Annotated in this window: 10 protein-coding genes; 5 read left to right on the top strand and 5 right to left on the bottom strand. The window is 69.1% G+C overall.

Annotated elements, in window-relative coordinates; all coding sequences use genetic code 11:
* The first annotated feature begins 131 nt into the window (after positions 1 to 131).
* From KL771_RS12120 to KL771_RS12110, 3 genes are all read left to right on the top strand, one after another.
* Positions 132 to 1,109 (top strand): TAXI family TRAP transporter solute-binding subunit, encoded by a 978-nt coding sequence (locus tag KL771_RS12120; protein ID WP_261968813.1) that lies wholly within the window; start codon positions 132 to 134, stop codon positions 1,107 to 1,109.
* Positions 1,110 to 1,606: 497 nt separating this feature from the next.
* Positions 1,607 to 2,827, top strand: a complete 1,221-nt coding sequence (locus KL771_RS12115; protein WP_261968812.1) for a GTP-binding protein — start codon at positions 1,607 to 1,609, stop codon at positions 2,825 to 2,827.
* Entirely contained in the window at positions 2,824 to 3,111 is a 288-nt protein-coding gene (locus KL771_RS12110; RefSeq protein WP_261968811.1) for a hypothetical protein, read from the top strand. Before KL771_RS12115 ends, KL771_RS12110 begins: the two co-directional genes overlap by 4 nt.
* Before the next feature lie 60 nt (positions 3,112 to 3,171).
* Here KL771_RS12110 and KL771_RS12105 read toward each other — a convergent pair whose 3' ends face one another.
* Positions 3,172 to 3,801 carry a LysE family translocator gene (locus KL771_RS12105; RefSeq protein ID WP_054360973.1) on the bottom strand — a complete coding sequence of 210 codons (630 nt, stop codon included), beginning with the start codon at positions 3,799 to 3,801 and terminating at the stop codon, positions 3,172 to 3,174.
* Between the two features lie 373 nt (positions 3,802 to 4,174).
* Here KL771_RS12105 and KL771_RS12100 point away from each other — a divergent pair, with 373 nt between their 5' ends.
* Together KL771_RS12100 and KL771_RS12095 are read left to right on the top strand one after the other, a co-directional pair.
* A complete protein-coding gene (locus tag KL771_RS12100; RefSeq protein ID WP_261968810.1) occupies positions 4,175 to 5,053 on the top strand; it encodes a xanthine dehydrogenase in 879 nt (292 codons plus the stop codon).
* A gap of 318 nt (positions 5,054 to 5,371) precedes the next feature.
* A complete protein-coding gene (locus KL771_RS12095) occupies positions 5,372 to 5,857 on the top strand; it encodes a CYTH domain-containing protein (protein WP_261968809.1) in 486 nt (161 codons plus the stop codon).
* A 154-nt stretch (positions 5,858 to 6,011) separates the two neighbouring features.
* Here KL771_RS12095 and KL771_RS12090 read toward each other — a convergent pair whose 3' ends face one another.
* From KL771_RS12090 to KL771_RS12075, 4 genes are all read right to left on the bottom strand, one after another.
* The gene (locus tag KL771_RS12090) at positions 6,012 to 6,995 is read right to left on the bottom strand and encodes an MBL fold metallo-hydrolase (protein ID WP_261968808.1); all 984 of its coding nucleotides are present in this window, start codon (positions 6,993 to 6,995) and stop codon (positions 6,012 to 6,014) included.
* A 130-nt stretch (positions 6,996 to 7,125) separates the two neighbouring features.
* Positions 7,126 to 10,191, bottom strand: a complete 3,066-nt coding sequence (locus KL771_RS12085) for a glycosyltransferase (protein ID WP_261968807.1) — start codon at positions 10,189 to 10,191, stop codon at positions 7,126 to 7,128.
* An 11-nt stretch (positions 10,192 to 10,202) separates the two neighbouring features.
* Complete coding sequence (locus KL771_RS12080) at positions 10,203 to 12,047, bottom strand: NAD-dependent epimerase/dehydratase family protein (protein WP_261968806.1); 1,845 nt, start codon at positions 12,045 to 12,047, stop codon at positions 10,203 to 10,205.
* Entirely contained in the window at positions 12,047 to 13,108 is a 1,062-nt protein-coding gene (locus KL771_RS12075) for a hypothetical protein (RefSeq protein ID WP_261968805.1), read from the bottom strand. Before KL771_RS12075 ends, KL771_RS12080 begins: the two co-directional genes overlap by 1 nt.
* Positions 13,109 to 13,155: the final 47 nt, after the last annotated feature.

Below are 13,155 nucleotides of genomic sequence, written 5' to 3'. Positions count from 1 at the left end.
GAAGCACCTATCGGTGCGGTCATGAATCCGTCCGAGTTTGCGGAGACAGTCCCGCGCGCGGGCGGGTCGCGGCGGGAGGCTGCGGACGCAAGGGGGCGACATTCCTTATCGCCAATGGGCAGGAGACATTCATGCAGATGCTGAAGACCATCGCCGTGGCCGCGCTGATCGCGATCGCCGGGGCCGGCGCGAGCGCGGCGCAGAACATCTATTCGGGCGGCAAGGCCGGCGCCTATTTCGGCACGCTCTGCCCGGCCATGCTGGATGGCCTGCGCAACGAAGGCTTCACGCCGAACTGCGTCGAGACCAAGGGTTCGCTCGACAATATCGAGAAGGTGCTGGCGGACCAGGACGGCATCGCCATGGTGCAGACCGACGCCTTCGCCAACTGGGCGGCGGCCAATCCGGATGCGGCCAAGAAGCTGGTTGCGATTCGCGCCGACCTCGCCAATGAGGGCGTCTATTTCGTCTCCAAGAACCTGACCCAGTTCAGCGACGTGGTGCGCATCATCACCCGCGTCAAGCTGGTGCTGCCGCCGCAGGGTTCCGGCGCCGCGCAGACCTTCGAGAACATGAAGAAGGTGCTGCCGAACGTCTTCACCCGCATCGAGACGGCCCAGATCACCTATGCCGAATCGGCCTCCAAGGCGATCGAGATGGCGCTCGCCTCCGACAACACGATCGCGCTCTTCGTCCAGCTGCCCGATCCGGCCAACGCCAACTTCAAGACCGTGGTCGAGAAGAAGGGCCACTTCATCCCGGTCGTCGCCCGCGCGCTGGTCAACCAGCAGGTCAACGGCCAGAATGTCTACGTGCTCGAAACCCGCCCGGTGACCGAGGCCGGCTTCATCAAGAATGCCGTCGAGGTGACCACCATCGCCACGCCGATCATGCTGATCACGCAGCCGGCCGACGTGCTTCCCGCCGGCACCAACCAGCGCACCAACAAAGAAGACCTGATCAAGCTGGTCAAAGGCATGCCGCGCGACAAGCTGCTGCCGAAATCCGGCCCGACCGTCTCGCTGTTCAACCGCGCCTATTCGGCCAGCCAAACCGTCGCCAAGGATCTGGTCGACAAGGCCGAGGAAGCGATCCGCGGCATGAAGTGAACCGGGCGCGCCGACCAACCGGTCGACGCCGTTGCCTTTCCGAGCGGCGCCCCCTGCGGGGCGCCGTTGTCGTCTCGACGGCCACTTGCCGTGCCGGGAACTCTAAATCCGGCCGCCCCTCTCCCTTTCAGTCGCCGAAGAGGCGGGAGCCGGGAGCGCATCCCGGTTGATTTCCCCAATCCCCCAACGGGTTACTCCCTTCGCCCCCTGCAAGGGGGAGAAGGGGAAGGAGCTGGGGGATCGCGTGCGGTAATTTCCTCAATCCCCCAACAGGATATCCCCTTCTCGCCCCTCAGGGGGCGAAGGGGAAGCGGCCGGCGGAGAGCGGGAATGGGGCAGTGAATGCCGCCGGGCTGCCGGGAGAGCGGTGGGAAGACGGGGAAGCGGGACTGTGCCACGGCGCCTGGCAAGCGGGGCGGGCCTCGGTTGCGGCGTGCTTGACGGGGAGCGATTGGTGCGATTATGTTATGTTATAACGTAACATAACGAGATCGCCGATGTCGCCGCGTTCCCTCGAGTCCCGTCTGCCCGTCACCGTGCTGTCCGGCTTCCTCGGCGCCGGCAAGACCACGCTGCTCAACCATGTCCTGTCCAACCGGGTCGGTCTCCGGGTGGCGGTGATCGTCAACGACATGTCGGAGGTCAATGTCGATGCCGCGCTGGTGCGCGAGGGCGGGGCGGCCCTGTCGCGGACGGAAGAGCGGCTGGTCGAGATGAGCAACGGCTGCATCTGCTGCACCCTGCGCGACGACCTGATCACGGAGGTGCGGCGGCTCGCCGAGGAGCGACGGTTCGACTGCCTGCTGATCGAATCGACCGGCATCGGCGAGCCGCTGCCGGTCGCCGCGACCTTCGAATTCCGCGACGAGGCGGGCGCCAGCCTCTCTGACGTCGCCCGGCTCGACACCATGGTGACGGTAGTCGACGCGATGCGCATCCTGGCCGACTACGGGTCCTCGGATTTCCTGGCCGACCGCGGCCTGGCGGTCGACGACGCGGACGGCCGGCCTCTGGTCGGGCTCCTGGTCGAGCAGATCGAGTTCGCGGACGTGATCGTGATCAACAAGATCTCGGCCGTCTGTCCGGCCGACCGCGAGGCGGTGATCGGGCTGGTCCGCGCGCTCAACGGCGGCGCCGAAATCGTCTGCACCGACCACGGCGCGGTCGATCTCGACCGCATCGTCATGACCGGCCGGTTCGATTTCGAGGCCGCCCACCAGTATCCGGCCTGGTTCCGGGAACTGAACCGGCCGCAGGAGCATGTCCCGGAGACGGAGGAATACGGCATCTATTCCTTCGTCTATCGCGCGCGCCGGCCGTTCCATCCGGCCCGCTTCAACGCCTTCGTCGACAGCGCCTGGCCGGGCGTGCTGCGCGCCAAGGGCAAGTTCTGGATCGCGACGCGGCCGGAATGGTGCGCGCATCTGTCCCAGGCGGGCGCGGCGGTGGAGACCGGCGGCACCGGCTTCTGGGCTTCGGCGGTCGAGAAGACGCGCTGGCCGAAGGACCCGGACTGGCTGGCCCGGCTCGACCGGCTGTGGGATCCGGTCTGGGGCGATCGGATGCAGGAGATCGTGTTCATCGGCCAGCGCGGCGCGATGGACGAGGCCGCCCTGCGGGCGCGGCTCGATGCCTGCCTGGTCGACGAGGAGGCGCCGCAACTGGAGCGCTGGAGGAGGCTCGCCGATCCCTTCCCGCGCTGGGGACGGGCGGCGTGATCCTGCGCTTCTCGCGGAAGGTCGACGATCCGTCTCTTGCCGAAACCCGCCAGCGCATTCGCGACTGGACCCGCGAGGCGCTCGGCGCCGACGACCGGGTCGCGTTCACGGTCAGCGAGATCGCCTGCGGCGACGCGGCCTGCGGCGGTGTCGAGACGATCGTGCTGATCATGGCCGAGGGCCGGCCGACGCAGGCCCTCAAGATCCCCGGCGCCATGCGGACCGTCGGCTGGCCGCAGGTGCTTGACGCGGTCTCGCGGCGGCCGGATCTCTGGCCGCCGTGACGCTGCCGGCCGGCCCGATCGCCGGGCCGTCCGGGAGCGCGGGGCCGGAAGGGAAGGCCGTCAGCGGCGCAGCAGGCGCGGCAGGGCTTCCCAGGCGGTGCGCAGCGAGAACAGCAGGAACAGCGCGCCGGTGGCGCGGATGATCCACAGCGCGTGGCGCAGATAGAGGCCGCGCAGCAGCTTGGTGCCGACGATCCAGACCAGGATCAGGTCGCCGATCAGGAAGCCGACAAAGGCTGCGATCAGCAGCATCGGCAGGGCCTCGAAGGACAGGGTCCCGGCCTGGCCGGCGAACAGCGCCGAAAACATCGCCAGCGCGACCGGATAGCTCTTCGGATTGGTCAGCCCGAACAGGATGCCGCGGCGCAGCGGCCGGCGCCCGATCACGTCGTCGGCCGCCCCGGCCGAGCGGGCCGTGACGCCCTTGTAGCCGAGCCAGCCGAGATAGCCGGCGCACAGAAGCGCGATGGCGTCGAAGACATGCTGGTCGATCACCTGCGCGCCGACCAGGGCGAAGATCGCCAGGCCACACCAGAGCGTATCGCCGGCCAGATGGCCGATGACGAAATGCGCCGCCGGCCGCCGTCCCTGCGAGGCGCCGATGCCGATCAGGGCCAGCACTGCCGGGCCGGGCGAAAGCACGTAGAGGGCGCCGGCCAGGAAGGAGGCGGCGAGGGCGGCGAGCGTCATGGGGGCTCCTGTCGGATCGTTCGGGCCGGCGGAACGGCTCGATCGAGACGGATGCTGCCCGTCCGTCGCGTGATTCCGTACCGCTCACTCCTTCACCACTAGCGGAGCCGTTGTGCCGACGGGAGGGGGCCGGGCGAATTCCTGCCGTGTGGATCTGGCCCGGCGCCCTGATGGGATCCCGTGCGGGGCGGGTCTGCGGCCGGCGGACGCGGCATCCCGGTTCCGGGCGATCCGTCGTGTTCGGTTTGTCGGAATGCCGACAATGTCGGGCCGCTTTCGCCGATGCGGACCCGGGCCTCTGCCGCAAAGCGGCCGGCACGAGCCTTGCTGCGCGGTCGTCATGAACGCTCGCACCTGACCATGGAGGCCGTCCTTGCCGCTCAACCGAATTGGCGCGGGTCCGCGCGCGGCGCCGCTCGTCCTCGTGCTCGGCACCAACGAAATCGCCTCCTCGGTTGCGATCCGGCTGAACCGCATCGGCCATGCGGTGATCCTGGCCCATGATCCGCACCCGCCGGTGATCCGCCGCGGCATGGCCTTTCACGACATCCTGTTCGGCGAGGACGTCCAGGTCGACGGCATCGGCGCGGAACCGGTCGAGCAGGGCCGGGATCTGCTGACCTTTGCGGACGGACCGGCGCGGATCGGCATCACCCGGCTCGGCTTCGTCGATCTCTGCCCCTTCGCGGCCTTCGACGTGCTGATCGACGCCCGCATGAACAAATATGCGGTGATTCCGGATCTGCGCCATCTCGCCGCCGTCACCGTCGGGCTCGGCCCGGGTTTCGAGATCGGCCGCAATTGCGATGTCGCCGTGGAGACGCGGCCGGGCCGCAATGGCGAACTGGTCACCGAGGGGGCCACCGCGGCCGCGGACGGCCGGTCGAACCCGCTCGGCGGGCTGGGGCGGGAGCGGTTCGTCTATTCGGCCGGCCCCGGACGCTGGCGCACTTCGTTCGAGATCGGCATGCGGGTCTACCGCGGCATGGTGGTCGGGCATCTCGCCGGGCTGCCGGTCGCGGCTCCGCTCGATGGGGTGCTGCGCGGCCTGGTGCGCGACGACACCGAGGTCGCCGGCCATGTGAAACTCCTCGAGATCGATCCGCGCAGCCGCTGGCAGGCGGCCTGGCGCGGCACCGACGAGCGCGGCCGCACGATTGCCGACGCGACCGCCGCGGCCTTGATGCGGCATCGGCTGGCGATCGGGGCCGGGCCGTCAGGTCGCCGCGACGGCCGGACCTTGGGCGGATGACCCCGCAGTCCGTCCCATCCGGATCGAAGAGATCCGGAAGCAGAGGACCGGCTCGAGGGATCGATTCTGGCGCATTTCCCGATCGGACGACCGCATCCGATCGGGAAATGCCTAGGCGCCGAGCGCGGCGTTCGATCGCAACCGGCCGCAGCTTGATTGTGACAATGGAAGCGGGGACACAGCGCAAGAGACCGGGATTTTGCGGAGGGGCAGCGCAGGCCCGAGGTCCTGAACGAAGGGACCGGATCGTTGCCCTCGGGCGTCGCAGGACGGCAACGCCCCGGGAGGCCGGCTCTCCGCAACGGGGATTGAGGGTTCATGGCCATCGAAATCGAGCGCAAGTTCCTGATCGCCCATGACGGCTGGCGGGAACGCGCGAGTGGGTCGGAGCGTCTGCTCGACGGGCTGCTGTCGAGCGGCGGCACCAACAAGGTGCGCGTGCGGCGCAGCGAGCGGACGGCCTGGCTGACCGTGAAGGGGCCGAAAAGCGGCATCGCCCGGGACGAGTTCGAGTACGAGATTCCCGTCGCCGACGCGGACGCCATGCTGGCGCGGCGCTGTCACGGCCCGATCATCGAACGGGTCCGCTTCGCCGTCCCGGAAGGCACGCATCTGTGGACGGTCGACGTCTTCCTAGGGCCGCTCGACGGGCTGGTGATCGCCGAGATCGAATTGCGGGACGAGGCCGCAGTTGTGTTGCCTCCGAATTGGGTCGGCCCGGAAATCACCCATGACCGCCGCTACGGCTCGGCCGCCCTGCTGCTCGCCGCCGCCGAGGATGGCCCGTTTCCCTGGCGCGGCTGAGAGTCCAACGGCCCGTTTCCCTGGCGCGATTGAGCGTCCAACGACCCGTTTCCCTGGCGCAGCTGAGCGTCCGAAGACATGGTTCCGGCGGCGTCGGGCAGAGCCGAACGCCCGGGCGCCGCAGACGCGGCCCCGGGCATCCGTCAGCGCAGCCTCACTGCCAGAATGCGGGGGTGAAGTCGAAGCCGTTGCCGGCCTTGGTGACGAAGCCGTTCGACGGGAAGGCGCCGTGATAGAAGGCGACGCGGACCTTGTCGGCGGCGGCGCGGTCGAGGATCGCCTTGCGGGTGGCGACGGCGCGGTCGGCATCCATGTCGAACATCGCCTTCAGCTCCGGATTCTTGGCGAAGATGGCCGGATTGTTGGTGATGTCGGCGACATACATCAACTGGTCCTTGCCGGAGGCGACCAGGAAGGCGGTATGGCCGGGCGTATGGCCGTCGGCCTGTACGGCGGTCACGCCGGGCACGACCTCCTTGCCCCAGCCGAAGCGGCGCACCTTGGCGGCTTCCGCCCCGAACACCCGGCGGCAGTTCTGGAAGTTGCCCTTCAGTCCGTCCGGGGCGGCGCTCATCTTGGCGTCGTCCATCCAGTAGGCCCATTCCGGCTCCGGCACGGCGATCTCGGCCTTCGGGAACAGGAGCGTGCCGGCCTTGTTGCGCAGGCCGTTGATGTGATCGCCGTGGAAATGGCTGATCACGACGGTGTCGATATCCTCCGGCTTGATGCCGACGGCGGCCAGATTGGCGATCAGCCGGCCGGCCGTGGGGCTGCCGTTGTCGGCAAAGCCGGTGTCGAACAGGACCAGATTCTTGCCGGTCGAGACCACCATCGGCGTGAAGGTCAGGCTCAGCTTGTCGGACGGCAGGCCGACGGCCGCGAAGGTCGCGGCGGTTTCGGCGTCGGACAGGTTGCGGATGAAGTTCGGCGGGGTCGGGAACTGCACAGCGCCGTCATGCAGCGCCGCCACGGCGAAATCGCCGAGCTTGTAGACCTGGGCGGCCGGACCGGGCTTCAGAGCGGACGGGGCGGGCGCCGTTCCCTGTGCCATCGCCGGCACGGTCGCCACCCCGGTGGCGCTGGCCGCGGCGAGGCCGATGAGACTGGTGGTGATGAAAGCCCGACGGTCCATGCTCATGCTGCGCTCCTCCAAGCTGTTGGCGGCAGGACTTTATCGGGGCCTGCCCGAAAGGCGATGACGGCCATCGGGATTTTCCATGCGCTCGCGGCAATGTGACAGGATGTGAACAAAGACCGGATGAAACCGGTCAGCCGGCGAACGGCAGGTAGCAGGGTGCCGCGCGCCGGAGGTGGACGAAGGCATCGACCGCCAGCATCGGGCGCAGCGGATCGGCCAGCGACGCCAGGAAGGCGAGGAAGCCGGCCTGCCGGTCGGCATCGTTCTCGGAGCGCACCAGTCCGGCGGCGGCCGCGCCGAGCGCCGGCTCAAGCAGGTCCGGGCAGCGTGAAGGCGCCAGCCAGAAGTTCCAGGTCGCCGGTCGCGGCCGGTCGTCGCGCGGGCGTTCGGGCCGGCCGAGACTCGCGGCGAGGCGGCCGGCGACCCGATCGCAGCCCGCGGTGCCGTCGCCGACCGGCCAATGCGGGAAGGCGAGCATCGGGCCGTCCGGGGCGGCGAGCGCGGCCAGGATGCCGCCGATCGCCGCCCGGTCGGTCGCAAAGGCCAGATCGGCACCGGCGCGGCCGCGGACGGCTGGCGGCGGTGCCCCGACCGCGATGCTGCCGACCAGGTCGAATCCCGCGAAGGCGGCGGCGAGCACCCTGAGCAGGGCGCGCGGGGGCTCGAAGGCCTGCGGATCGTCCGGGATCGACACATGCCGAACGGTGGCGAGGTGATTGAGGCAGCGCTCCTCGACGGACCGGCTGGCGAATGTCACCGCGATCGGGATCGCCGCATGGGCGCGCAGGATCGAGAGCAGGACGATCGGGTCGGCGCTCTCCGTCAGATGGACATGCAGACCGGCCCGCATGCCGGGCGGGACCGCCAGGTCTTCCCCGGGCGCAACGATCCGGGCATCGGCGCGTCTGACGACGGGCGACGCGGCGACGCTGCGGCCGATCGACGGCATCGCCCGCCGTATCGCCAGCGCATGATCCGCAGCCAGTTCGGCATCGCTGCGGAACGGCCCGCGCCGGTCGGCCAGGGCCCAGGCCGGCTGTGCGGCCGCAAACCAGGCGCGCTCGTCGAGCGAGCGTGGCAGCGCTTCGACTGTCGGCGGCGGGGAGGCCCTGGAGACCTCCATCCCGAGCGTGAAGATCGCTTGCGCATAGTCCGCCATGGCGAGGCGCGGCCGCCAGGTCTCGGCCCGCCGGGCCCGGTCGCGGGCGCCGACGACGGGGTGAAGGGAGGCGAGCGCGCGGGCTGCGGCGGCCGGGTCCTTGAAGGTCACTACCTGGACGTCGTCGGAGCCCGGCCGGACCAGATCGGCGGCGCCGGTCGTGCGTTCGAAGCATACCACCGGCAGCCCGTCCCAGAGCGCGTCGAGCACCACGTTGGGGTACGGATCGAAGCGCGAGGACAGCAGGAAGGCATCCGCGACCGCCCAAAAGCCGGCGAGCGAAGCCTGCTCGCCGAAGACGGAGACCACGTCGCCGAGACCGAATTTCGCGATCTGGTCGGCGAGGTGCAGCGAGTATTCGGCGTCGTCCGGCGGCTCGTAGCCGCCGCCGACCCAGACGAAGCGGCAGTCCCGCCCGTAGGCCTCGACATACTGGTGGGCGGTCTCGATGAAGAGCTCGACGCCCTTGCGCGGCTGCACCCGGCCGGCGCCGAACACCACGAATGGCTTCGCCGCGTCGTCGTCGATGCCGAGCCGCGCCCGGATTTCCGCCGCCGTCAGCCCTCCCGCCGCCTGGCCCTGGCGACCGGTATCGCAGCGGCCCTGCGGGCGGACCACCAGCGGCAGGTCGAGCGACGGCATGCCGAGCCGTTCGAATTCGGCCCGCACCGAGGCGGCGACGAATTCGGCCGGAACGACGGTGGCGGCGGCGCGCGCGACCGCTGCGGCGGCGGTGCCGGCCGGAAAGACATAATCGGCGCATTCGTGCAGCATGAGGACAGCCGGCACGCCGCGCGCGGCCAAGGCCGGCAGGGCCGGCGCGGCGACGACCGAGTTGACCAGCGCGAAGTCGAAGGCATGGCGGGCCTTCAGGTGGTCGACGACCGCCCCCGCGCTGCCATGGTCGATCGGTGCGACCACGATGTCGACCGCGGCCCGCGCGAAGGCCGCGCGCAAGGGACCGTCCTGCCCGAGCCAGACCACCACATTGGCGCGGTCCGCGAAGGCCGAGACCAGTTCCAGGGCGACGAAGGGCGCGCCGGAACGGCTCGCCTCGTGGGAGACGATCAGGATCGTCGGTCCGTCGGACTCGGACTCGCGCTCGTCGTCGAGGGCGTGCGCGATCGGCTGCGCGCTTCCCCGCCGGCCCTCGGCCCGGCCGTGGGCGGCGAAATGGACGGCCGGGTCGATCTCGGCCGCGGCAATGTCCGGGTTGTTCGCGTAGTAGGCGCGGCTGTCGAAATCGCGCGCGGCCGGAGCGCCGGTGATGTAGCCGACCGATGCGTAATGCAGCGCCGGATCGATGTCGGTGCGCCCGCCCAACACGGTCCGACGGTAGAAGGCCTCGTCGAGGATGCCGCTCGCGCGCACGGCCCGGGCGACCTCCTCGGCGGCGGCCGCGTTCGGATGGCACCAGGGGCGATGGCGGTTGGCCAGATAGAAGACGAGCGGATTGGAATGGCCGATCAGGAGCGGGCCGTAGAGGCGCGCGACGAAGGCCGGCTCGAAGCCGGCCCAGGGCGCCACGCCGCCGGGCGCGCCATGAACCGAATAGTCAATGAGCAGTGCGACCGCGGACCGATCCTCCAACTGGCGCCATTTGGCATAGCCTGAAAAATCGAACAGGCCCGTCGCCATAATCATCGCGCCGTCGGACCAGGCCAATGCGCGCGACGGGCAGCGGAATTCGAACTGGCCATGGCGCACGAAATGCAGGAAGGCATCGGCCGGCCGGCGGGGAACGTCGGCATACCAGCCGCAATAGTCGGCCGCGGAGAAATCCCGGCTGGGCGCCGTTCCTGCGGCCGCGCCGGTCTCCAGATAGTGGGCAGCGAGGGTCTCGGCGGTGCCGCTCAGCCCCGTGACCGCGGCGTAGAAGGCGGCATCGAAACGGCCGGAGGCGACCAGAGCGCCCGCCGGCGGCAGGGCGAGCAGCCGGGCTTGCAGCCGGCCCCCGATCGAGCCCGGTCCGTCGCCGGCAGCAGGCGGTGGTTCCGTCGCGATGGCGCGGGAGAGCGAGGCCGGCCGGTCAGGCAATGGGGAGATCCTCAAGGCAACGTCCCACCCACTATCTCCATCTGCGCACGCGCGTCCGACGGGGCGGCCAGGAACGCGACCCATTCGGCCCGGCGCCGTTCGTGACGATCGCGCCAGAGGGCATGGATCTCGCAATCGCGCTCGTTGCGGGCTCGGATGCGGCGCTCGAGGTCTGCACTTGGCGTCACTTCGTTGACGGGCAGGTCCGGCGTCTTGCGGACATGCCTTTCCTCGGCGGCGGTGACTCCGGCCAGCTTGAGCAGGACGGCGCGCGACAGGCTGTAGTCCTCGTAGAGCCCCACGAAGGCAAAGGTCGATTCCAGCCGGTCGGCGATGCTACTCGCCGGCTCGTCGTCATACTCGGAAAGGAACATGGCCATGTAGTTCCGATGGGCCGAATGTTCGATGAAGTCCTCGATCCGGGGGAATTCCCGGATGAAATCCTCATGCGGCGGATGCATGGGGGTGCGCATGTACCGATAGGCCGAGACGACGCGGGTGACCGGGTCGCGCAGCATGGTCGCCAGACGGGCCTGCGGGTCCTGGGCCGGCAGCCTGCGTACCTGCCGCCAGCGCATATGTCCGGAGGCGAAGCGGAGCGGCCGCACCGCATGCTCCGCCAGGAAGCGGTCAAAGGCCGCGTCGCGACGGATCTCGAAGGTCCGACCGCTATCGGACTGCGCAACCGTGACATTGGCGTTCGGGGCGAGGCCGCCGGCCAGTTCCGAGCGTAGCGAACTGCCGGCGGTCTTCGGAATGTGGAGAAAGAACCAGAGCGGCCCTTTCGGCGGGGCTTTCGCTTGGGCGCTGGGGAACGACGGCATGCGGACCTGCGCCACATCCTCGGCCGTCGGCGGATCGTCGGCGGCCTCCGCGGTCGCGCCGGTCGGCTCCGTGAGCAGGAGATGGATCGTTCTTTCGAGCGAGCGATGCGGCTGCCAGCCGAGCAGGCGGCCCGCCTTGCCGATGTCCAGAATGTTGCTGCGGATCTCGCCGGGCATCTGCGGCATGGTCTCGATCCGGATCGGACGCCTGCCGGCTTCCTCGACGAGGCGGATCAGGTCGCCGATCCTGCGGCCGGTGCCGCTGCCGATATTGATGATTTCCCCGGCCAGGTCGCGGCCGACGCGAACCGCGAGGGCGATCGCCTCGGCGACGTCGGCGACATGGACGAAGTCCCGCACCTCGCCGCCGTCGCCGCGCAACTGGAAGGGGATGTCGTTGAGGGAAGCCTGGACCAGGGCCGCGACCACACCCTGTCCGCGGCGGACCTGCTGCCCGGGACCGTAGGGATTGGCGATCCGCAGGGTGGTCCAGGTCAGGCCCGTGGCCCGGCCGACATGGGCGAGACCCTGTTCGATCGACAGCTTGAGCAGACCATAGGGGGCGGCCGGCCGCTCGGCACGGCTCTCCGAGACCGGCGTCGCGCCGGCTTCGCCATAGACGGCACCGCCCGAGGAGGTCAGAATCAGATGGCGTCCGGGGCGCGCCGCCAGAGCGGCGTGGAAGTCGCATCTGAGGGCGGTCAGATGATGGATCCGGCGCAGATCGAGACCATGGACGGAAGCCGGCGTGCCATCGGCGACAAGATCGACGACCGTCTCCGCGTCGCCGCAGGCCGCGGCGACCCGATCGGGCTCGGCAAGGTCGGCGACCGCGCGCAGCGCGGACGGCGCCCAGCGTTCGAAGACGGGACCGAGTTCGGACCGGTTGACCAGGGTCAGGCGCTCGCCGAGCACCGGGCCGAGCAGCCGCGTAACCGCGCGTCCGATGAAGCCGTTGCATCCGACCAGGGCGACGCGGCCGGTGATCCCGGCGGCGGGGTTGTCGCGGGCAGGCGGGCGACCGGTCGGCATCAGGCGAATGCTATCGCGGGGTCGATTTCCGGCATCTGCCGCTGGCGCGCCATTTCGATCCAGCCCGGCGTCAGGGTGACGAGCCTTTCGATCATGGCAAGCGCTGCGAGCAGGCCGGCGCGGTCGCGGGTAACGTGCAGATCGTTGCACTGGTAGGACTGTCCGATGTCGGCGCCGAAGGCGTCTTCCCAGCTCATGTTCCAGGCGGCCCGCGCGATCGCGTCGTTGCCGGCCCGATGCCGCTTCTCGATGGCTCGTGCGAGCGCGGTGTCGAGACCGCAATAGGTCGCCTCCGGTCCGACCCGGCGCGTGCACATGGCGACGATCTTGCGGGCCAGAAGCATGCGCTCGCGCCTCGACAGGGCATCTTCGACGCGCCGGCGCAACCCGCGCAGCACCTCGACCAGAATCGGCCCCTCTGTCGAGACGTTCTCGCGCCTGCCCTGGGATCGGTTCGCGAATGCCGTGAGGCGCCCTTTGCGATTGAGCCGACGATCCAGTTCGGCCAGGAAATCGCGTTCGACGCCGTTTCTGCGCAATTCTTCATTGAACGGGCGAAACACGATATCGTCCCCGAACCTGTCGATTTGTGGAAGGAATGTCTTGTTCTCTGGATAGGTGTCGCGCTTCAGCGCGATCAAATCGCTCAGCGAACCCGAAAAATTGAAAGTCCGTACACCTTGAAGATATTGCGAGTTTATCATCTGCGGTTGATGGCGCAAATAGACGAATACAATTGGATGGTAACCGAGCGCGCGAACATACTCGACCAGCCTGGAGCCTTCCGGCTTGCGCAAGGTGGTCGAAATCCACTCGGCGGACAGGAGAAGCGCGTCATGGGTCTTGGTCGCGATCTCGGCCTCGAAGGCGCGAACCACGGATGAATTGTCTTGACTGCGGGTCTGAAGCGCCTTGGCGAGGATGACATGCTGGCGATGTTGCGCGGACTGCGTCGGGTAGAGAATACCTTCCTGCTGAAGCGCCTTCGCATTTTGAAAGAAGAGTTCCTGCAGGGATGAGCTGCCGGTCTTATGCAGTCCCGCATGAATGAAACAGTACAAGGAGCCCCCCATTCGCAGTCGGACCCCGCAGTCTGCGACAATGCGAT

The sequence above is a fragment of the Prosthecodimorpha staleyi genome (assembly GCF_018729455.1).
GTDB classification, from domain to species: Bacteria; Pseudomonadota; Alphaproteobacteria; order Rhizobiales; family Ancalomicrobiaceae; genus Prosthecodimorpha; species Prosthecodimorpha staleyi.
The sequence above is the reverse complement of the archived record's forward strand: the minus strand, read 5'-3'. Positions and strand labels throughout refer to the sequence as shown.

Bases quoted from the DNA above. Each gene is read 5' to 3' on its own strand.
- KL771_RS12120 (WP_261968813.1), top strand. From the start codon at position 132: ATGCAGATGCTGAAGACCATCGCCGTGGCCGCGCTGATCGCGATCGCC.
- KL771_RS12105 (WP_054360973.1), bottom strand. From the start codon at position 3,801: ATGACGCTCGCCGCCCTCGCCGCCTCCTTCCTGGCCGGCGCCCTCTAC.
- KL771_RS12080 (WP_261968806.1), bottom strand. From the start codon at position 12,047: ATGCCGACCGGTCGCCCGCCTGCCCGCGACAACCCCGCCGCCGGGATC.
- KL771_RS12090 (WP_261968808.1), bottom strand. From the start codon at position 6,995: ATGAGCATGGACCGTCGGGCTTTCATCACCACCAGTCTCATCGGCCTC.
- KL771_RS12095 (WP_261968809.1), top strand. From the start codon at position 5,372: ATGGCCATCGAAATCGAGCGCAAGTTCCTGATCGCCCATGACGGCTGG.
- KL771_RS12115 (WP_261968812.1), top strand. From the start codon at position 1,607: ATGTCGCCGCGTTCCCTCGAGTCCCGTCTGCCCGTCACCGTGCTGTCC.